At 40.6% G+C, this 18,195-nt stretch carries 26 protein-coding genes; 9 read left to right on the top strand and 17 right to left on the bottom strand.

Annotation, left to right across the window (positions count from 1 at the left end; genetic code table 11):
* Nucleotide 1: 1 nt before the first annotated feature.
* The 8 genes from ACVR1I_RS06485 to ACVR1I_RS06450 form a co-directional block, all read right to left on the bottom strand.
* Complete coding sequence (locus ACVR1I_RS06485; RefSeq protein ID WP_447443213.1) at nucleotides 2–196, bottom strand: hypothetical protein; 195 nt, start codon at nucleotides 194–196, stop codon at nucleotides 2–4.
* 2 nt (nucleotides 197–198) lie between these two features.
* Entirely contained in the window at nucleotides 199–1,530 is a 1,332-nt protein-coding gene (gene dnaB, locus ACVR1I_RS06480; protein ID WP_447443212.1) for a replicative DNA helicase, read from the bottom strand.
* 1 nt (nucleotide 1,531) lies between these two features.
* The gene (locus tag ACVR1I_RS06475) at nucleotides 1,532–1,711 is read right to left on the bottom strand and encodes a hypothetical protein (protein WP_447443211.1); all 180 of its coding nucleotides are present in this window, start codon (nucleotides 1,709–1,711) and stop codon (nucleotides 1,532–1,534) included.
* A 151-nt stretch (nucleotides 1,712–1,862) separates the two neighbouring features.
* Nucleotides 1,863–2,030, bottom strand: a complete 168-nt coding sequence (locus ACVR1I_RS06470; protein ID WP_447443210.1) for a hypothetical protein — start codon at nucleotides 2,028–2,030, stop codon at nucleotides 1,863–1,865.
* Entirely contained in the window at nucleotides 2,017–2,205 is a 189-nt protein-coding gene (locus ACVR1I_RS06465) for a hypothetical protein (RefSeq protein ID WP_447443209.1), read from the bottom strand. The genes ACVR1I_RS06470 and ACVR1I_RS06465 overlap by 14 nt, the downstream gene beginning before the upstream one ends.
* A 1-nt stretch (nucleotide 2,206) precedes the next feature.
* Nucleotides 2,207–2,491 carry a DNA-binding protein gene (locus ACVR1I_RS06460; RefSeq protein WP_447443208.1) on the bottom strand — a complete coding sequence of 95 codons (285 nt, stop codon included), beginning with the start codon at nucleotides 2,489–2,491 and terminating at the stop codon, nucleotides 2,207–2,209.
* Nucleotides 2,492–2,550: 59 nt separating this feature from the next.
* Nucleotides 2,551–3,015: a hypothetical protein gene (locus ACVR1I_RS06455; RefSeq protein WP_447443207.1), complete on the bottom strand. Its 465-nt coding sequence runs from the start codon at nucleotides 3,013–3,015 to the stop codon at nucleotides 2,551–2,553.
* A gap of 46 nt (nucleotides 3,016–3,061) precedes the next feature.
* A complete protein-coding gene (locus tag ACVR1I_RS06450; protein WP_447443206.1) occupies nucleotides 3,062–3,775 on the bottom strand; it encodes an ORF6C domain-containing protein in 714 nt (237 codons plus the stop codon).
* A gap of 50 nt (nucleotides 3,776–3,825) precedes the next feature.
* Here ACVR1I_RS06450 and ACVR1I_RS06445 point away from each other — a divergent pair, with 50 nt between their 5' ends.
* Nucleotides 3,826–4,380: a DUF8453 domain-containing protein gene (locus ACVR1I_RS06445; RefSeq protein WP_447443205.1), complete on the top strand. Its 555-nt coding sequence runs from the start codon at nucleotides 3,826–3,828 to the stop codon at nucleotides 4,378–4,380.
* A 1-nt stretch (nucleotide 4,381) separates the two neighbouring features.
* On the opposite strand, the gene ACVR1I_RS06440 is transcribed toward ACVR1I_RS06445, so the two are convergent.
* Genes ACVR1I_RS06440 through ACVR1I_RS06430 form a run of 3 tightly spaced genes read right to left on the bottom strand, consistent with a single transcriptional unit; the run spans nucleotide 4,382 to nucleotide 4,882 of the window.
* On the bottom strand, nucleotides 4,382–4,540 hold the full coding sequence (locus tag ACVR1I_RS06440) for a hypothetical protein (RefSeq protein WP_447443204.1): 159 nt from the start codon (nucleotides 4,538–4,540) through the stop codon (nucleotides 4,382–4,384).
* Nucleotides 4,537–4,671 carry a hypothetical protein gene (locus tag ACVR1I_RS06435; RefSeq protein WP_447443203.1) on the bottom strand — a complete coding sequence of 45 codons (135 nt, stop codon included), beginning with the start codon at nucleotides 4,669–4,671 and terminating at the stop codon, nucleotides 4,537–4,539. Before ACVR1I_RS06435 ends, ACVR1I_RS06440 begins: the two co-directional genes overlap by 4 nt.
* Nucleotide 4,672: 1 nt before the next feature.
* Entirely contained in the window at nucleotides 4,673–4,882 is a 210-nt protein-coding gene (locus ACVR1I_RS06430) for a transcriptional regulator (RefSeq protein WP_447443202.1), read from the bottom strand.
* 61 nt (nucleotides 4,883–4,943) lie between these two features.
* Between ACVR1I_RS06430 and ACVR1I_RS06425 the strand changes: the two genes are divergently transcribed.
* Nucleotides 4,944–5,150, top strand: a complete 207-nt coding sequence (locus tag ACVR1I_RS06425) for a hypothetical protein (protein WP_447443201.1) — start codon at nucleotides 4,944–4,946, stop codon at nucleotides 5,148–5,150.
* An 11-nt stretch (nucleotides 5,151–5,161) separates the two neighbouring features.
* Here ACVR1I_RS06425 and ACVR1I_RS06420 read toward each other — a convergent pair whose 3' ends face one another.
* Nucleotides 5,162–5,362: a hypothetical protein gene (locus ACVR1I_RS06420; RefSeq protein ID WP_447443200.1), complete on the bottom strand. Its 201-nt coding sequence runs from the start codon at nucleotides 5,360–5,362 to the stop codon at nucleotides 5,162–5,164.
* A gap of 300 nt (nucleotides 5,363–5,662) precedes the next feature.
* On the opposite strand from ACVR1I_RS06420, the gene ACVR1I_RS06415 reads away from it, so the two are divergent.
* The 5 genes from ACVR1I_RS06415 (at nucleotide 5,663) to mnmE (ending at nucleotide 9,552) form a co-directional block, all read left to right on the top strand.
* Nucleotides 5,663–6,019: a helix-turn-helix domain-containing protein gene (locus tag ACVR1I_RS06415; protein WP_447443264.1), complete on the top strand. Its 357-nt coding sequence runs from the start codon at nucleotides 5,663–5,665 to the stop codon at nucleotides 6,017–6,019.
* Nucleotides 6,020–6,025: 6 nt separating this feature from the next.
* Entirely contained in the window at nucleotides 6,026–6,382 is a 357-nt protein-coding gene (locus tag ACVR1I_RS06410; RefSeq protein ID WP_307121246.1) for an ImmA/IrrE family metallo-endopeptidase, read from the top strand.
* A gap of 18 nt (nucleotides 6,383–6,400) precedes the next feature.
* Complete coding sequence (locus ACVR1I_RS06405; RefSeq protein ID WP_447443199.1) at nucleotides 6,401–6,931, top strand: hypothetical protein; 531 nt, start codon at nucleotides 6,401–6,403, stop codon at nucleotides 6,929–6,931.
* Between the two features lie 118 nt (nucleotides 6,932–7,049).
* A complete protein-coding gene (locus ACVR1I_RS06400; RefSeq protein WP_447443198.1) occupies nucleotides 7,050–8,111 on the top strand; it encodes a site-specific integrase in 1,062 nt (353 codons plus the stop codon).
* A 67-nt stretch (nucleotides 8,112–8,178) separates the two neighbouring features.
* Nucleotides 8,179–9,552, top strand: coding sequence for a tRNA uridine-5-carboxymethylaminomethyl(34) synthesis GTPase MnmE (gene mnmE, locus ACVR1I_RS06395; protein WP_447443197.1), 1,374 nt, complete (start codon nucleotides 8,179–8,181; stop codon nucleotides 9,550–9,552).
* Between the two features lie 243 nt (nucleotides 9,553–9,795).
* Here mnmE and pepV read toward each other — a convergent pair whose 3' ends face one another.
* The 5 genes from pepV to cdaA all read right to left on the bottom strand — a co-directional run bounded on the left by pepV (nucleotide 9,796) and on the right by cdaA (nucleotide 15,870).
* Nucleotides 9,796–11,154 (bottom strand): dipeptidase PepV, encoded by a 1,359-nt coding sequence (pepV, locus tag ACVR1I_RS06390; RefSeq protein WP_447443263.1) that lies wholly within the window; start codon nucleotides 11,152–11,154, stop codon nucleotides 9,796–9,798.
* A gap of 156 nt (nucleotides 11,155–11,310) precedes the next feature.
* Nucleotides 11,311–12,855, bottom strand: coding sequence for an ABC-F family ATP-binding cassette domain-containing protein (locus tag ACVR1I_RS06385; RefSeq protein WP_447443196.1), 1,545 nt, complete (start codon nucleotides 12,853–12,855; stop codon nucleotides 11,311–11,313).
* Between the two features lie 92 nt (nucleotides 12,856–12,947).
* Nucleotides 12,948–14,300 (bottom strand): phosphoglucosamine mutase, encoded by a 1,353-nt coding sequence (glmM, locus tag ACVR1I_RS06380; RefSeq protein ID WP_447443195.1) that lies wholly within the window; start codon nucleotides 14,298–14,300, stop codon nucleotides 12,948–12,950.
* 23 nt (nucleotides 14,301–14,323) lie between these two features.
* The gene (locus ACVR1I_RS06375) at nucleotides 14,324–15,028 is read right to left on the bottom strand and encodes a CdaR family protein (RefSeq protein ID WP_447443194.1); all 705 of its coding nucleotides are present in this window, start codon (nucleotides 15,026–15,028) and stop codon (nucleotides 14,324–14,326) included.
* Entirely contained in the window at nucleotides 15,028–15,870 is an 843-nt protein-coding gene (cdaA, locus tag ACVR1I_RS06370) for a diadenylate cyclase CdaA (RefSeq protein WP_447443193.1), read from the bottom strand. The genes ACVR1I_RS06375 and cdaA overlap by 1 nt, the downstream gene beginning before the upstream one ends.
* 129 nt (nucleotides 15,871–15,999) lie before the next feature.
* Here cdaA and murT point away from each other — a divergent pair, with 129 nt between their 5' ends.
* Both murT and gatD read left to right on the top strand, forming a co-directional pair.
* Nucleotides 16,000–17,343, top strand: coding sequence for a lipid II isoglutaminyl synthase subunit MurT (murT, locus tag ACVR1I_RS06365; protein WP_447443192.1), 1,344 nt, complete (start codon nucleotides 16,000–16,002; stop codon nucleotides 17,341–17,343).
* On the top strand, nucleotides 17,343–18,128 hold the full coding sequence (gene gatD / locus ACVR1I_RS06360; protein WP_447443191.1) for a lipid II isoglutaminyl synthase subunit GatD: 786 nt from the start codon (nucleotides 17,343–17,345) through the stop codon (nucleotides 18,126–18,128). The genes murT and gatD overlap by 1 nt, the downstream gene beginning before the upstream one ends.
* Nucleotides 18,129–18,195 lie beyond the last annotated feature (67 nt).

The following is an 18,195-nucleotide window of genomic DNA, read 5'->3' as shown; positions in this document are numbered from 1 at the left end:
ATCATCCCCCTAACTCGTATGGTAAATCTCCATCTGAGATACTTTTCGTATCGATCATCAAGAAATCATTGACACAGTCTTGTGAGCAAAAACAGTTTTCAACATCATTAAACAATGCTAAGATGACATGATTTTCCTGTACTATGTAAAAATCATCTTCGATTTCTTGACAGCAGTTTGAACATTCATATCTCATTTTCATTCCTCCTTCACGCTCGAAAATTTGGTGTACTCCTTATGGAAGTACAGATTGACCGTGCCTAAGCTACCATGCCTATTCTTTTTGATAATCAGCTCCGTCAGGTTACTTGCTGGCTGATTGTCAGTTTTATCTTGATAGTAGTCATCACGATAGAGAAAAGCCACAATATCAGCGTCCTGCTCAATGGAACCCGACTCCCTCAAATCTGACATGATAGGCCTCTTATCCTGTCTCTGTTCCACGCTACGACTGAGCTGAGACAGAGCAATGACTGGCACTTTCAATTCCTTGGCAATAATCTTCAATTGACGGGAAATCTCAGACACTTCCTGTTGTCTATTGTCTGACCGTGACCCTTGTATCAATTGCAGATAGTCAATAACAATCAGGCCTAACCCTCCTGTTGCTTGGGCTAGCTTTCTCGCTCTGGACCTAATTTCAGCTATTCTAATTCCAGCCGTGTCATCGATATAAATTGGTGCTTCTGCTAGTTGCCCTTGTGAATAGATCAACCGTTGCCACTCAATCGGTGTCAGCTTTCCTGTCCTGATGTGATAACTTTTGATAGTTCCTTCAGCTGCAAGCATACGCTCCACCAAACTCTCTGCACCCATTTCCAAAGAGAATATAGCCACAGGCTTATTGGACTTGCAAGCAACATTCTGAGCAATATTGAGGGCAAATGCCGTCTTACCCATTGCAGGCCTAGCAGCTAAGATTATCAACTGATCCTCATGTAGTCCAGTTGTCAGCTTATCAAAATCGGTAAATCCAGTAGCAATTCCCGTCACACCGCTTGACACATTTGAGCGTTGCTCAATCTTGCTATGACTGTCTAAAATCACATCATAGATTGGTTTGAAACCTGTGTTATGATTAGAATTACTAGCATTGACCAAGGCTTGCTCAGTTCTTGCAATCAGGTCATTGGCAGACATTTCGCCAGAATAGGCACCAGAAACAGTGTCCGAAAGATTTGCAATGATTTTCCTTAACAAGGCCTTCTCAGCAACTGTCTTAGCGTAAAATTCAGCGTTGGAACTTGTTGGCACAGCGTTGATAATCTCAGCAATGTAGGCCAATCCTCCAACACCACTCAAGTCTCCCTGGTCTTCCAGAGCGGTCTTCATCGTGACAGCATCAATCGCCTGCCCTTTATCAGATAAGGTCTGCATGGTCCGAAAGATAATCTGATGCCCTGGTCTGTAAAAATCTTCTGGCTTAAGATATTCAGCAACTACAACAATTTTTTCTGGGTCAATAAAGATTGACCCTAAAACTGCCTGCTCGGACATGATGTCCTGTGGCGGTATGTTTGAGATTGCCATATCAACCTCCATTTTGACCATACAGATTAAAAATCAATGTCCGATAAGTATTGAACTCCCCTTGCAGATTGTTAACCTGCTCTTGCAACTGTTCGGTTTTATAAAGGATACCAGCAAGCATCAAAAACATCAGCAAGATAATACTAGCTAAGATGTAATTAATAATTGATTGCCTTTTCATTCTTTCTCCTCCCACATTTCCGTCTGTACTCCCTGATTCCACAGGTCTTGTTGATAGACCCTAGCTTCTTGCCAGGACTCAAAGCATCGTTTCCGATAGAGTCTGCAACCCTTGGCAGTCTTTGTCTTTTTTGCAACAATCCAAACCATATCTAATTGAACTTTACCCTCTCCGTAATCCCCTGGATAGCCTCAAGAGCCGTCTGCAATTCCAAATTTCGCTGGCGCAAATGACAATTTTCCTCATGTACCGCTAAGTATTCATTTAAGGATAAAGTCACCAAGTCATCATGAAAGCCAATAGTTTTAGTTTCTGCCATAGTCCGCCTCCCTCAACTGCACATGTCTCCGATAATTTTCCCGAGCCACTTCCTCGAAAACAGCCCGACGAAACTCCCTAGAGTTCATGGTCTTGGTCAACCGAAAACCATACAAAATAGCAGCTAGAGCCACCCCGCTCATGGCTACAAATCCAATCAATAATACATCTGTCATATTACACTCCTGTTCTATGCCAATTGTTGTGATACCATTCAATCACGGCATCACGAGGAAATTTGTCACGTTTTAATTTAATTCTCGGAAAGTCCTTGTGACAGTTGAAACGCTCGTCAAATGTCCCTGTATCTCTTGTGCCAAGCAACATTTCAGAGCATTCCGATTTGTTTAATTCCATTGGATAACGCCTTTTCTCGTCCATGACAACGTTCATGACTTTCAAAGCCCTATCCATCAAAGCTGATTCAAATTCATCAACCATTTGTAATAATCTACTATCCATGATATAATCCTCTTGTATATTTATTTAAGAGCCTGATTGCCGTCAGGCTTTTTTGTTCACTATTCAACACGTCTATCCTCGATAACATTTTCTAGGTGTCCCTTGTATGTATTTATAAATATATTTGAAATTTCATAATACACACTTCTAGCTATTTCGACATCTCTACCATCTAACTCCCTAACATTTTTTGCTCCAAACATTAAGCAAACAAGTTTTCTGATGAGCGTTTCTGGATCAGCATATGACGACGGTTTAGTGAACATAAAACCATCTCCCCAACGGCTTCTCTCATGCACAAGTTCTGTAAGAGATATGTGATAAGCAGGTGGTCTTTTTGACTGTTCCTGTACATACTGAACAATCTCTGGGTATTCTCTATTTATTTCTGCAACTCTTTTATCAATAATAGCTAGGTCTTTGAAAACAGAATTATTTGCTTGTGAGGTAATTTTTTTAGCCACCTCTTTAGCAATCAACTCCTCTAGTTCATTTTTGTTTATTGTTATTGTTTCTGTATTCATTGTGATACAATACCTTTATATAGTTTTTCATTGAGCCTGATTGCCGTCAGGCTTTTTCTGCGCCATTGAGAGCATAAATGCGCATCTTAGTATTAGTACTTGGCTCCCAGTTCATCCAGTATGCAAAGGCTTGACCTTCAGCTTTCTTTGGTAACATGTCATAGCGACTGATGTTAAAATGGTCCTTGAAGTCAATCTCGGCTTCTCGAAAGACCGATTGAGCAAAAGGCTTATCTGCATAAGCAGGGCTCTCCATACCACCAAGCCACATGACAACACGGGATTTCCGCTTCTTAAGCAAAGCTTGAGCGGTGCTAGGGTGGATAGGTTGCTCACTCTTGAGATAGTCCACATCCTCTTTCAATTGCTTTTGCTGCTCTTTTAGTGCCTTCTGTCCAGAGAATAGACTGATGAAAGCTTCCTCATTCAGATTTTCTGGCACATAAGCGCCCTGTCTGCGAATAGCTGGCAAGACCTCTCTGGTCACCCATCGTTTAAATTCCTTGGCCTGTGGTAACTTGCTGGATAAGATCAGCGAGTACAGACCAGATTCATTGATGATGATTGTTTCTTGAATGCGTCCTAGGCCATCTGTGAGGCCCTGTTTTAGGGCGTCATCTTCATCTACATGAAGAGCGATTGCATTTCTTGATTTTGAGTAACCAAGAATATCAGCCACATCTTTTCCAACAAACCAAGGTTCATCGTCAATGGTTAACGTACGGACTTCCTGTCCGTGAAAATGATAAATTTCGTTCATAAAATGCCTTTCTTTTGATATAATAAAGATAAAATCACTCAGAGGTAATTATGCAATTAACACTGTCTTCATTGGCGATTCAAGATATTATCCAAATACTCTCAATAATTGTATCTACGCTTATTGGCGTCATATCAATCTATTACTCTAGCAAAGCAATCAAAATAGCAACTGAAGCAAATGAACTTACTACCAAGATAACAGCTGAAGCTAATAGACCTGTTATTGTTGCGTATATTGAAACTATTGAAATAAATAACTTCCACAAATACATGGTGATAAAAAACTTCGGTAGCACTCCAGCAACAATACTTGACTTAAAATTTATTAATAGTATTGATGAACTGGACTTCAATATGTCTTCATTGATTGGGTATACTATTGCGCCATCTCAGAAATTTATGCATGTGTTAGATACTAATCTAAAAGGTACTGTCATAGTAAATATCATCTACCAAACTGTCACAGAACAAGTTTTTGATGAAGTGTACCAAGTTAAACTGAATCCGACAGATAAGCTTCTTTGGATTGGCAACGGTGATAAAGATAAAAATTATAAATTATTACAAAACTCTGTTGAAGCTTTAATAAAAGCAATCAAATAAATCACACAGATACGATTGAAAAATTTTCAATATCATTAATTGTTTCCGTGAGGACAATCTTAGCAGTACCGCTTTGTAGACTGTGCTTTACCAATACATTGATGATTTCATTCTTGATGTTTTCAACTTCTGCACTTGATATCGTTATTTGTTTATTCATAAACCTACTCTCCTTATCTCTCCCAACGCCAGCACCGTCTCCCAGACATCTAGCCCCTCAAGACTATCAATCATCAGTTGACTCAGCTGATGATTTTTCTTTTGCCAGTTATCAATCAATTTAGCTGTCATATCACTCCTCCAAGCTTGTCCAGCTCTCAGAAATTCTAAGTTTCTTGTTGACTTTTAGTTTTAAATCATCACTACCATGACCTTCGTTCAAGAGGCGTGTTACCATTGCAGGAGTAACCCCTAAAACAATAGCGAGATCCGTCTGAGACCAACCACGTTCGTGTAGTCGCTTTTTAACCAAATCAATCCATTTTTGATGTTGTTGGCTCATATTTTCCCTTTCTATTTTTGGTATAATTGACTTGAAATCTTTAGTGAAAGGAGGACAAGTCATGAAACAATTTATTCTCGATTGTATTTGTGACCGTGATGATTTTACAATCACAATCACTTTCTCAAACGGAGACAAGATTGACTTTTTCCAAGTCTATGACGACTGCTCTGAAACTGCTAATGCCATAGACCTTGTTGAAGTCGGAACAGATTTCCGTCATCTAGTCAATCTTGACTACGTTGTTCACGTTCGACTGAACGTTTGATTTCTTGACACCTAATCCTTGTGGTTAGGTGTTTTTTGCTGACAAGCCCTACGCTTGATTGCGATTTCTAAACTTTTGATAAGACTCCCTGGCTGATGAATACCTAGGACCGAAATCTTTTTCAAGCTTGAAATAGCTTCTTCATAGGTTTCTGACGAAAGCAAAATCTCATCAACCATATTCTCAAAATGTTTTTCAATGATTTCTTTCATCACTTTCTCCTTCCTTTTTTATAAAATAGTTAAAAAGTTAGTAAATTTTATATTTTTGAGTTGACATTCTTTACACGATGATGTAAAATCATAGCATAAAGAAAACACTTGAAAAAACGTTAGTTCAATCAATGAAGTCGCTCGCCAAAGCTTTTTATTTTTGAATTAGTTTTAACCTGTGTTTTTACTAACTCTTTAACTTACAAGAATTATTTTACACGAAAGAGTAAATGTTGTCAACTATTTTCTCACGATAATGTAAAATATTTTTTGTCATGTCTTAGAAAGGCTGAAATGACAATGTTTGAGCTCTATAAAAAAATAGAAGAACTCGCAAAAAAGAGAGGAGTTTCTCTGCAAAAAGTAGCTATCGATCTTGGTTTGAGCGAAAATTATATCTATAATTTAAAAAATAAAAAGACGGCAAATATGGAACCTATTGAAAAAATTGCAGATTACTTCAATGTTTCAATGGATTATTTAACTGGCCGTACTGATAATCCTCGGATTGCAAAAGAATCCGATGCACCCTCAGAGGTTGACCTCAAGGAATTAGCTAAAGAATCATTCTTTTACGATGGTCACCACCTCAATGATGAGGATATAGACTTGATAGCGTCATTGCTTGAGACAAGAATTAAAAACAGACAGGACTGATGCCATATGACACAAATTGCCTACTTCGATGGCAGAGACACTGGAGTCAACGGTGTCTATAATAAACCTTTTGACACAGTCTTTGTTAACAGTTACCTGGATGACATTGACAAAAAGAAAGTCACCTATCACGAACTGGGGCATAAGCATCACACCAAAGCGGACTATGAGTTCAACCGTGAGCGCTGCGAACTTCAAGCTGATAGAAACATGATCCATCATCTGCTGAAAGAAGAACTGGATCTCATGGACGACCATAAAGAATTCAACTATGTCAGCTTTATGGAAAAATACAGATTAAAAACCATAGCTGATGAGACCATGGTCAAAGAAGAATTTAATAACTTGGCTAATATTATTTAATAAAAAAGGAGATTTATTATGAAAAAGACTTTGCTTAGTGCAGTGATTTTATTATCAACTATCCCATTAGTTGCTTGTTCCACTAATTCTGATAAGACTCCTACAAACTCATCGGAAACTACAAAAGTTACTGAGACAACACAAACTCAAGTTGCTGTTGATAATTCACAATACGATGCCATAGTAGAAGAGATTAAAACAACTCTTGACCCAGAAGGGACTGGAGAAGTATCTGTTGAAATAGAAAATGATGTAGTAGATTCTGAATATCCTGATGGTCACAATATTATTCGTGTTCTGTTATCTGGTGAATCTCAAAAAACAGCAAAAGAAGCGTTAGATGCAGTTTACTCCAATTCAGCAACTACTGATCAAAGTAATGCCATTACATTACTTCGCATGACAATCTCTGATTTGGCTAAAAAACTCCCAGATGATACAACAGTTATTGATTTTGGTTATAAAAAATCAGCTGATCAGTATGACCTGATTGCAAAATCCTCAAAAACAAATGATATCATTCCAGTTGGTGATTTAATTGTAGAATAAAAAAAACCCCACGCTCAAAGTTTGGTCATGAAGAGCGTAGGGCGACAGTATAAGAAAAATTGCCAAGTTGGCAAGTGTTTTCTTGTACTCATTTTATCAAGAAATGAGGTGAAAATCAATGGCATATTTTAGACAGCGTGAGAATGGCTGGGAATATCGAATTAGTTATAAATCCCCCGATGGTAAGTACCGACAGAAATCAAAGAGTGGTTTTAAAACCAAGAAGCTAGCTTCTGCTGCTGCGTTAAAAGCAGAGAGCCAACTTAATCAGACTGTTAGTCTAGACATAGACATTAGCTTTGTTGACTACTTCAGCCATTGGGCGAATACCTTTAAAAAGCCTAACTTAGCTAAAGGAACATGGCGAAACTACGAGCAAACTCGAAAAATTTTAAAAAAGCACTTTGGACAGACTAAGCTAGCCGGTATCACAAATAGTCTCTACCAACGCTTTCTTAATGACTTGGGAGAACAATACTATCATGGCACGATAAGGGTTATTCATCATCGTTTGCGCTCTTGTGTTAAGTATGCCATTGCAGATAGAATCATTACTCACAACTTCACTGATCTAGCCGTTATCAATTCTGAAAAGAAATCAAAACCAATTGATGAAAAATACCTTGAACTGGATGAATACCACAAACTTCTTGATAGCTTAAAAAATAATATTGAGACTAACCGATACATGCAGCTTTATCTGATTGCTGTGACTGGCATGCGGGTTTCAGAGAGCTTGGGGCTTACCTGGTCTGACATTGACATAGAAAATGGTATAATTGATATAAACAAGACTTGGGACATATATGATCAAACAGGATTTATGCCTACTAAAAATCCTCAATCTATCAGAACAGTCCCTATTGATACTACAACTTGCCAACTATTAAGAGATTATAAAGCTAACCGATGGGCCAAGAATGGCCTTAATCGTGTTTTTACAGAGCCTCATCATGTGTGGCTCAATCGTCTTATCAAAAAGCTTGTTGGTAGAAATGTCCACCTTCACTCCTTGCGTCATACCTATACCAGTTATCTCATTACACAAGGAGTTGAGTTGTTGTCCATTTCCAAAATCATCGGTCACAAAGATTTGACCGTTACGCTTCAAACATATGCCCATCTCTTAGAAGATAAAAGAGAGAAAGATTTTCAGAGAGTTAGAAAACTTTTTGAATAAGAATTGGGGCAGATTTGGGGCAAAGTTTTTATAAACACTATTAAATAAAGGATTTTAAGACTATATCATGATTACCAAAGAATTTGATACCATTGCAGCGATAGCAACCCCTCTTGGAGAAGGGGCTATTGGAATTGTCCGCCTTTCTGGGACAAACGCGATTGCCATCGCTCGCTCGATTTTTAAAGGAAAAAATTTGGAGACGGTCGACTCGCACACCCTCAACTATGGCCATATTGTTGATCCTCAAAAAAATGAAGTCCTCGACGAAGTCATTGTTGGAGTCATGAAAGCACCCAAGACCTTTACCCGTGAAGATGTTATTGAGATCAACACACACGGTGGAATTGCGGTGACCAATGAAATCCTTCAACTCTTGATTCGCCAAGGAGCCCGTATGGCAGAACCCGGTGAATTTACAAAAAGAGCCTTTTTAAATGGCCGCGTCGATTTGACCCAGGCTGAGGCTGTCATGGACATTATCCGGGCTAAGACAGACAAGGCCATGAACATTGCGGTCAAACAATTAGATGGTTCCCTGTCTGAACTGATTAACAATACCCGCCAAGAAATTCTCAATACTCTGGCCCAAGTTGAGGTCAATATTGATTACCCTGAGTACGATGATGTCGAAGAAATGACAACAGCCCTTATGCGGGAAAAAACCACAGAGTTCCAAGAACTGTTAGAAAGTCTCTTGCGAACCGCCAAACGTGGTAAAATCCTGCGTGAAGGCCTCTCGACAGCCATTATCGGACGGCCAAATGTCGGAAAATCCAGTCTCTTGAACAATCTCCTGCGTGAAGACAAGGCCATTGTCACAGACATCGAAGGCACCACCCGTGACGTCATCGAAGAGTATGTCAATATCAAAGGTGTTCCCCTCAAGCTGGTGGACACAGCTGGTATTCGAGAGACAGATGATATTGTCGAGAAGATTGGTGTGGAACGCTCCAAACAAGCCTTAGCAGAAGCCGATTTGGTTCTACTCGTGCTCAATGCATCAGAATCCCTCACAGAGCAAGACCGCGCACTTTTAGCCATTTCAGAAATGACCAACCGCATCATTCTGCTCAATAAAACGGATTTACCAGAACAAATCGAGGCCGCAGAAATTCCAGAAGATGCCATTCGAATTTCCGTCTTGGAAAATCAAAATATCGACCAAATTGAAGACCGAATCAACCAGCTCTTCTTTGACAATGCCGGTTTGGTGGAACAAGATGCAACCTACCTGTCCAATGCCCGTCACATTTCCTTGATTGAACAAGCTGTTCAAGCGCTTCAAGCCGTTAACGATGGGTTGGAGATGGGGATGCCTGTTGATCTGCTTCAAGTGGACATGACCCGTTGCTGGCAAATACTAGGTGAAATCACTGGTGATGCTGCTCCAGATGAACTCATCACCCAACTCTTTAGCCAATTCTGTTTAGGTAAATAAAAGAATGCCTCCTTCGGGAAGCATTCTTTTTTTGATATCATCTGCCAACTTTCTACCAATCAACTTGGTAAAAACAAGGTAAATAAGCGAATTCTATTTCTTTCCTTTTTTGGACATTGTTATTGCTGCAATAGCCAGTCCGACAACCACCAAAAATCCAACTATTTTGAAATATTTTGTCACATCTATCATTACAGTTACCTTCTTATAAAAGCATCAAAAGAATCCAATAAACCTGCGTCTTTATTTAATCAACTCATAAATGGCTTCAGCATAGATAGCTGTTGCACGGTACAAATCTTCTACGTCGATAAATTCATTGGCTTGGTGCATGGTATCGGTGTAACCAGGGAACATAGCCCCATAAGCAACGCCACGTTTCAAGAGACGGCCAAAGGTACCGCCACCGATAACTTGTTCATGTCCCCGCAGACCTGTTTGCTTTTCATAAACATCCAATAAGGTCTTCACCAATGGATCTTCCATCGGAACATAATGTGGTGTGTGTTCATGCTCAGAGAGTGTCACACTTTCCACTCCTGGCAAGGTTTCAAGCTGTGCTTTAATGCTAGCAGCATCCGTCCCTTGTGGGTAACGGAAATTAAGGGCAATGGTATTGTCTTCTTGTGCTTGGTCAAAGGAGAAGACACCCGCATTCATGGATAAAGCTCCCATACGGTCATCTGTATAGGCTACACCAAGCTTTTCTCCCTTGTGGTCGTCCAACAAATAACCAGAAGCAAGAGCGATATAATCTTTAGCACTGCCTTCAAAGGCAAAGTCATGTAAGAAGCGGGCCAAGTAAGTTGCTCCATTGATGCCCGATTGTGGGGAAGCACCGTGAGCCGATTTTCCGATCATTTTGACCTGGAACTTTCCATCCTCTTCTGTCACTTCAACTTGAACAGTGTGCTCTGCTTCAAAAGAATTGGCACGAGCCTGTAATTCCTCAAGCGTCATTGGCGCTGTGAAAATAGCTGTCGCGGATTCAGGTACCATATTTTCACGAAGACCACCCTTGAAAGAATGAAGGACATAGGTCTCCCCATTGCCGTTGCCAAAATGGAGGTATTCGGTGATATTTCCTTTTTCCCCGTTGATAATTGGGAATTCTGCATCAGGAGAAAATCCAAAATCTGGTTCTGGTAAACCGACATGCTTGAAATAATACTCCATGTCTCCCCATCCTGATTCTTCGTCCGTACCCGCTACAAAACGAACCCGCTTGGAAACAGGAAGTCCTAATTCCTTGATGATTTTCAAGCCATAGTAACAAGCCATAGTTGGGCCCTTGTCATCTGATGAACCACGGGCAAAGAGTTTGCCATCAATGATTTCAGGTTTGTAAGGATCTGTATTCCAACCACTTCCAGCTGGTACCACGTCCATATGCGCAAAAATCCCCAACTCTTCCTCTCCTTGACCAAAGGTGAAGTGTCCGGCATAATTGTCGACATTTTTGGTTTCATAGCCATCACGAGCTGCGATTTCCAAGAATTTCTCTAGGGCTTTAACAGGTCCAGGACCAAATGGATGCTGGGCATCCGCCTTGCTGTCATCGCGTTCGGAATTGATTTCCAATAGACTGCACAAATCAGCCATCAAATCATCGCGTCGTTTCTCGACTTCTGCTTTAAAATCAATCGTCATATGATTCTCCTTTTTTATTTTTATTGTATCACAAACAGTCTTATTCTGTACGCTAAAAAGAGGCATTTCTGACCGCTGTTTATACTAAATTTTTTCCAAACAACAGACTTATGTTAAGTCATTAAAATCCCAAACATCATGAACCCAACCTTCGTAGAAATCAGGCTCGTGACAAACCATCAGAATGGAGCCTTTGTAGGCTTGGAGGGCGCGCTTCAACTCGTCTTTAGCATCGACATCCAAGTGGTTGGTCGGCTCGTCCAAGATCAAGACATTGTTCTCCCTGTTCATCAGCAAACAGAAGCGAACCTTGGCCTGTTCTCCACCAGAAAGAACTTGGATTTGGCTTTCAATATGCTTTGAGGTCAAGCCACAACGGGCAAGAGCCGCCCGAACTTCTGCTTGATTGAGGGCTGGAAAAGCATCCCAGACTGCTTCAAGAGGTGTTTGACGATTGCCGCCAGGGACTTCTTGTTCAAAGTAACCCAGCTCCAAATATTCGCCACGCTCTACCTCGCCTCCAAGGGCTGGAATCAAACCAAGCAAGCTTTTTAAGAGGGTCGATTTACCGATACCGTTGGCCCCGACAATGGCAATTTTTTGGTTGCGTTCAAAGGTCAAATTGAGAGGTTTACGGGTCAAGACACGGTCGTAGCCAATTTCCAAATCCTTGGCCTGGAAGATAAAGCGACTGGGGGTACGGGCCATTTTGAAATCAAAACTTGGTTTAGGTTTCTCTGATTGCAACTCGATGATGTCCATCTTGTCCAATTTTTTCTGACGGGACATGGCCATATTTCGTGTGGCCACACGGGCCTTGTTGCGGTTGACAAAGTCCTGAAGATCTGCAATCTCTTTTTGTTGGCGTTCGTAAGCAGCTTCCAGCTGCGCTTTTTTCATAGCATGAACTTCTTGGAACTGATAGTAATCCCCAGAGTAGCGGGTCAAGAGTTGATTCTCAACGTGATAAACGATATTGATGACATCGTTAAGGAAAGGAATATCATGTGAAATGAGGACAAAGGCGTTCTCATAGTTCTGTAAATAGCGCTTCAACCAGTCGATATGCTCCGCATCCAGGTAGTTGGTCGGCTCATCCAGAAGTAAAATATCTGGTTTTTCTAACAAGAGTTTTCCCAACAAAATCTTGGTCCGTTGTCCACCAGAAAGTTCTGTTACGTCGGTATCCATCCCATAATCCATAACCCCAAGTGCACGCGCTACTTCATCAATCTTGGCATCCAAGGTATAAAAATCACGGGATTCCAAACGGTCTTGGAGCTCACCGACCTCTTCCATAAGGGCATCCATATCGACTCCTTCGTCTGCCATGGACATGTAGATGTCATTGATGCGGGCTTCTGTTTTGAACAATTCGTCAAAAGCAGTGCGCAAGACATCACGAACAGTTTGACCTTTTTCCAAAACTGCATGCTGGTCCAGGTAGCCTGCTGTCACATAGCGTGACCACTCTACTTTTCCTTCATCTGGTAGCATTTGTCCTGTTACTATGGACATAAAGGTTGACTTTCCTTCGCCATTGGCCCCAACTAGGCCAATATGCTCCCCTTTTAAGAGGCGGAAGGAGACATTCTCAAAAATGGCCCGGTCACCAAAACCATGGCTCAAGTTTTTAACTTCTAAAATACTCATACTATTTCCAACAAAAAATGTTTGTTTTCGATTCCTTTCATTCAAAGAAAGAGAGTGAGACGATTTGTCCCAATCTCTTTTTCTATCTGTACTTAGTCAATGCCGATTTCTGCACGAACCACATCTGCAATGGTATCAACATAATAGTCAACCGCTTCATCGGTTGGCGCTTCAGCCATAACACGAAGAAGAGGCTCTGTTCCACTTGGACGAACAAGAATGCGACCATTTCCAGCCATTTCTTCTTCCATTTTGGCAATAATGGCAGCAATAGCCGGCACTTCCATAGCCTTGTCTTTCATGCTATTTTCCACACGAATATTGACCAATTTTTGTGGGTAAATCGTTACTTCTGCTGCCAATTCGGATAAGGTTTTACCGGTTTCTTTCATGATTTTGGTTAACTGTACGGCGGTTAATTGGCCATCACCGGTTGTGTTGTAATCCATCAAGATTACATGTCCAGATTGTTCCCCACCAAGGTTGAAACCTGACTTGCGCATCTCTTCCACAACATAGCGGTCTCCAACAGCTGTTACGGCCTTGTCAATACCCTCACGATCTAGGGCTTTATGGAAACCGAGGTTAGACATAACGGTTGTAACAATGGTGTTTTGGGTGAGAAGTCCCATGTTTGAAAGGTATTTCCCAATGATAAACATGATTTTATCTCCATCTACCAAGTCACCATTTTCGTCAACCGCAATCAGACGATCGGCATCCCCGTCAAAAGCCAAACCAATCTGACAGTCTTTCTCTTTGACCAATTCTTGTAATTGTTCAGGATGGGTTGACCCTACACCATCATTGATATTAAGACCATCTGGTGTCTCAGCCATGACGACTAACTCCGCACCTAAATCTGCAAAAATCAAGCGAGCAGATGTTGCTGCTGCACCGTTGGCAGTATCGAGAGCTACCTTCATACCTTCCAATTCAAGACCAGTAGAAACCAAGTATTGTTGGTACTTGCGAAGACCTTCTGGATAGTCAACAACGTCGCCAAGCCCTTGTGCTGAAGGACGTGGCAAGCTATCTTCTGCTGCATCAAGCAGGGCTTCAATTTCCAATTCTTTTTCATCGTCGAGTTTAAATCCATCTCCACCAAAGAATTTGATGCCGTTGTCTTGAGCTGGATTGTGACTGGCTGATATCATGACTCCAGCGCTAGCATTTTCGGAACGAACCAAGTGAGCTACTGCTGGTGTTGCAACCACTCCGAGTTTATAGACATGAATGCCGACTGACAAGAGACCTGCTACTAACGCTGCTTCCAGCATTTGTCCTGAGATACGTGTATCGCGCGCTACTAAAACGCGAGGTGTTTCTGTTTCATGTTGACTTAATACATAGCCGCCAAAACGTCCTAATTTAAATGCTAATTCTGGTGTTAATTCTACATTGGCTTCACCACGTACACCGTCTGTTCCAAAATATTTTCCCATTTTTATATCCTTTTTTTATTATTTTATTTATCTTTTGTAATGGTTGCTTGCAAGCGAGCCACCTCTTGTGAAAAGACAACTGGTAAAATGTTGCCCTCGGCATCTACTGCTTGAAGTGTTGCAGTACCAGAATAATCCGTTGAAAGATCACTAGCATCGGCAATAATCGCTTCAACATGATCAATTTTTGAAAGAATCTCCTCGTCTGAAGTCACTTTCACTGTGGCAATGTCCACAACGATTTTTGAAACGGAATATCCTTTTTCAACTTGAGCTGGTGTAATTGTTCCTCTAACTTCAAATGTCTGACTGGCACGCTTTCCAATTTTAACTGGCATCGCAGCTGGTGTCAATACAGCATTTACACCCGTCGGTAAATCGCGAACCTTTAACTGAACGGTGTGCTGACCTGATTTGAGATTCGACAAATCAGCCACCACTGCAAATGATCGGGTTGTTTCATCTGTTTCTTTTTGAAGGATAACACGGTTTGAGCCAATCAAATCGATGTTAACAGTAGATGAGAATCCTGAGATGAAATATTTTTCATTATCATAGCGAATATCAATTGGAACGTTGCTAATACTATGTGTATAGGTTTCTGTTGCTTGATTTTGCTTTGTTGTTAAAGTGTTTTTATAATTGGTTGTTGTGGCGTAGAAAAATAGAATCAAAGAAACCAAAACGGAAACAACAAGATGTCCTAATTTTGTATATTTTCTTGTCATTATCGGATACCTCCTATACGATGCCACCATTTCGTTTTCGAACCGTTGGTTTGAATCAGCACAGACCGAAGAATGGTCTCAAATTCTTCCATGGTTAAGTCATGTCTGAAATTTCCATTTACGACAATGGAAATCCCACCCGTCTCTTCTGAAACTACAATTACCAAGGCATCAGACACTTCTGACAGACCAATTGCAGCCCGGTGTCGTGTACCAAACTCTTTGGAAATAGCTCTATTTTCTGATAATGGGAAATAGGCACTGGCAACAGCCACTTTATTTTCTTTAATAATTACCGCACCATCATGTAAGGGCGTATTTGGAATGAAAATATTGATGAGAAGCTCTCCAGATACATCTGCGTTCAAAGAAATCCCGGTTGAGCGGTATTCCTGCAATGTACGTGCTTTTTCGACCGCAATCAACGCTCCAATTTTACGGGGAGCCATATAGCGAACAGACTTGATGAGAGATTTTACCAACCGTTCTTCAGCACCAATGCTTTCTTGTGAAAAAATCTGAGTCGTCCGTCCTAATTTTTCTAAAATGGAACGAAACTCTGGAGCAAAAATCACAACCAGGGCAATCATCCCATACGCCAAAACTTGATTCATCAGCCATGAAATGGTTTGTAAGCCAAGTAAGGTAGCAAGCAATTGAGCAATCAAAAACAAGAAGACCCCTTTGATTAAGGTCATAATCTTTGTTCCTGCAATCGAGCGACTAAACAAATAGACTATGTAGATCACCAACGAAATATCTAATAAATGGATTAGAATAGTCCACGGACTACTGACAAGACTGGACCAATAATCCATGTCAAATAATTGCGTTAGATTCAATCTGGTTTCCTCTTACTTTCTCATTTCTACAAACACTATTTCCATTATACCATACTTTAGATGGAGTTTTCTTCATTTTGTATAACTTCCTTTCTAGAAAATATAGTTTCTTTGTGATAAAATACTCCTATGAAACTAAATACATTATTGGGCATTATCGCCGGAAAAACAAGTCACTATTTCTTGAAAAAATTAGGAAGAGGATCGACCCTGCCAGGGAAAATCGCCCTTAAATGTGACAAAGACATTCTACACAGTTTGGCAAAGGATTATGAGATAGTTGTCATTACTGGTACCAATGGAAAAACACTCACTACGGCTTTAACAGTTGGCATCTTAGAAGAAGCTTATGGACAAGTAACAACCAATACCAGTGGTGCCAATATGATTACAGGGATTACCACTACTTTTTTAGCTGCAAAAAAAGGGAAGAAGGGGAAAAAAGTTGCTGTTTTGGAAATTGATGAGGCTTCCCTTGCCAAGGTCACAGAATACATCACCCCCTCCCTCATTGTCTTTACCAATATTTTCAAAGACCAGATGGATCGATATGGCGAGATTTATACAACCTATCAAATGATTGTAGATGGTGCTACAAAGGCACCTCAAGCAACTATTCTAGCAAACGGTGATAGCCCACTCTTTCACTCTACTAAGACCTTAAACCCCATTCAATACTATGGTTTTGCAACGGAAGAATCCGAAGCTAGACTGACTCATTACAATACTGAGGGAGTCCTTTGCCCACGTTGTCACCACATTTTGCGCTACAAGCTCAACACTTATGCCAATCTTGGTAGCTATCTGTGTCTCCATTGCGATTTCAAACGGCCAGAACTGAACTATCAACTAACGAGCCTACCAAGTATTACCAATACCTCATCAACTTTTGTGATCGATGGACAGGAATACAGCATTAACATTGGTGGTTTGTACAATATCTACAATGCACTTGCTGCTGTTAGTGTCGCTTCATTCTTGGGGGTTGCGCCAAGCATCATTAAGGCCGGATTTGATAAAAGCCATGCAGTCTTTGGCCGCCAAGAAACCTTCACCATCGGGGAAAAGGAATGCACACTTGTTCTCATCAAAAATCCAGTCGGAGCTACTCAAGCCATTGAAATGATGAAGTTGGCGCCTTATGACTTTACCTTGTCTGTCTTGCTCAATGCCAACTACGCAGATGGTATTGATACCAGTTGGATTTGGGATGCTGATTTTGAACAAATCAACCAGATGCCAATTACTGCCATTGTGGCAGGTGGTGTTCGTGCTTCTGAAATGGCTCGTCGTTTACGGGTTACAGGCTTTAACGAAGACAAAATTAAACAAGTTTCGACTCTGTCTGATGTTATTCAGGCTATTGAAAAACAAGAAACAAAACATGCCTATATTCTGGCAACCTATACAGCTATGTTGGAATTTCGTGATTTATTAGCCCAACGCCAAGCTGTTCGAAAGGAGATGCGTTAATGGTTTATTCTTCTTTAAAAAGCGTACAAACAGACGCTCCTTACCAACTCAACATTGCCCATCTTTATGGTGACTTAATGAACACTTATGGTGACAATGGAAATGTTCTCATGCTGAAATATGTCGCTGAAAAATGCGGAGCCAGCGTACAAGTTGATATTGTGTCATTAGAAGATTCTTTTGATAAAGAATTCTATCAGATTGCCTTCTTTGGAGGTGGTCAAGATTTCGAACAATCTGTTCTGGCTCTTGATCTGCCAACCAAAAAAGAATCCTTAGCAGACTATATTGAAAATGAAGGAGTCCTCTTAGCTATTTGCGGTGGTTACCAATTACTTGGCCAATATTATATTGAAGCTGGTGGCAAAAAAATAGACGGTCTAGGTATCCTAGGTCATTATACGCTTAACCAAAAAAACAACCGTTACATCGGGGATATTAAAATCCATAATGAAGAATTTGACGAGACCTACTATGGTTTTGAAAACCACCAAGGCCGCACTTTCTTAGCTGAAAATCAAAAACCGCTTGGACAAGTCGTTTATGGAAACGGTAATAACAAGGAAGATGGTGGCGAAGGCATGCACTATAAAAATACCTTTGGTAGTTACTTCCATGGCCCTATTCTCTCTCGAAATCCACACCTTGCCTACCGATTAGTCACAACTGCTTTGCGGAAAAAATATGGAGAAGACATCCACCTGCCTAGCTATGACGACATCTTAAGTAAAGAAGTTCCAGAAGAATACACCGATACCAAAAGCAAGGCTGCATTTGACGCATAAAGCAAAAATAGCTCACAAAAGAACCACTTGTATGAATTGTATATCTTGTATGTATATGATTTAAACT

Source organism: Streptococcus cameli (assembly GCF_053207365.1).
The sequence above is the reverse complement of the archived record's forward strand: the minus strand, read 5'-3'. Positions and strand labels throughout refer to the sequence as shown.

Coding starts and splice junctions, on each gene's coding strand:
- ACVR1I_RS06405 (WP_447443199.1), top strand. CDS start 6,401: ATGAAAAAGACTTTGCTTAGTGCAGTGATTTTATTATCAACTATCCCA.
- ACVR1I_RS06425 (WP_447443201.1), top strand. CDS start 4,944: ATGAAACAATTTATTCTCGATTGTATTTGTGACCGTGATGATTTTACA.
- ACVR1I_RS06430 (WP_447443202.1), bottom strand. CDS start 4,882: ATGAGCCAACAACATCAAAAATGGATTGATTTGGTTAAAAAGCGACTA.
- ACVR1I_RS06400 (WP_447443198.1), top strand. CDS start 7,050: ATGGCATATTTTAGACAGCGTGAGAATGGCTGGGAATATCGAATTAGT.
- mnmE (WP_447443197.1), top strand. CDS start 8,179: ATGATTACCAAAGAATTTGATACCATTGCAGCGATAGCAACCCCTCTT.
- ACVR1I_RS06470 (WP_447443210.1), bottom strand. CDS start 2,030: ATGGCAGAAACTAAAACTATTGGCTTTCATGATGACTTGGTGACTTTA.
- ACVR1I_RS06485 (WP_447443213.1), bottom strand. CDS start 196: ATGAGATATGAATGTTCAAACTGCTGTCAAGAAATCGAAGATGATTTT.
- ACVR1I_RS06375 (WP_447443194.1), bottom strand. CDS start 15,028: ATGACAAGAAAATATACAAAATTAGGACATCTTGTTGTTTCCGTTTTG.
- dnaB (WP_447443212.1), bottom strand. CDS start 1,530: ATGGCAATCTCAAACATACCGCCACAGGACATCATGTCCGAGCAGGCA.
- ACVR1I_RS06435 (WP_447443203.1), bottom strand. CDS start 4,671: ATGACAGCTAAATTGATTGATAACTGGCAAAAGAAAAATCATCAGCTG.
- ACVR1I_RS06450 (WP_447443206.1), bottom strand. CDS start 3,775: ATGAACGAAATTTATCATTTTCACGGACAGGAAGTCCGTACGTTAACC.
- ACVR1I_RS06410 (WP_307121246.1), top strand. CDS start 6,026: ATGACACAAATTGCCTACTTCGATGGCAGAGACACTGGAGTCAACGGT.
- gatD (WP_447443191.1), top strand. CDS start 17,343: ATGGTTTATTCTTCTTTAAAAAGCGTACAAACAGACGCTCCTTACCAA.
- murT (WP_447443192.1), top strand. CDS start 16,000: ATGAAACTAAATACATTATTGGGCATTATCGCCGGAAAAACAAGTCAC.
- ACVR1I_RS06455 (WP_447443207.1), bottom strand. CDS start 3,015: ATGAATACAGAAACAATAACAATAAACAAAAATGAACTAGAGGAGTTG.
- ACVR1I_RS06440 (WP_447443204.1), bottom strand. CDS start 4,540: ATGAATAAACAAATAACGATATCAAGTGCAGAAGTTGAAAACATCAAG.
- ACVR1I_RS06465 (WP_447443209.1), bottom strand. CDS start 2,205: ATGACAGATGTATTATTGATTGGATTTGTAGCCATGAGCGGGGTGGCT.
- ACVR1I_RS06385 (WP_447443196.1), bottom strand. CDS start 12,855: ATGAGTATTTTAGAAGTTAAAAACTTGAGCCATGGTTTTGGTGACCGG.
- glmM (WP_447443195.1), bottom strand. CDS start 14,300: ATGGGAAAATATTTTGGAACAGACGGTGTACGTGGTGAAGCCAATGTA.
- ACVR1I_RS06420 (WP_447443200.1), bottom strand. CDS start 5,362: ATGAAAGAAATCATTGAAAAACATTTTGAGAATATGGTTGATGAGATT.
- ACVR1I_RS06475 (WP_447443211.1), bottom strand. CDS start 1,711: ATGAAAAGGCAATCAATTATTAATTACATCTTAGCTAGTATTATCTTG.
- ACVR1I_RS06415 (WP_447443264.1), top strand. CDS start 5,663: ATGTTTGAGCTCTATAAAAAAATAGAAGAACTCGCAAAAAAGAGAGGA.
- ACVR1I_RS06460 (WP_447443208.1), bottom strand. CDS start 2,491: ATGGATAGTAGATTATTACAAATGGTTGATGAATTTGAATCAGCTTTG.
- pepV (WP_447443263.1), bottom strand. CDS start 11,154: ATGGCTGATTTGTGCAGTCTATTGGAAATCAATTCCGAACGCGATGAC.
- ACVR1I_RS06445 (WP_447443205.1), top strand. CDS start 3,826: ATGCAATTAACACTGTCTTCATTGGCGATTCAAGATATTATCCAAATA.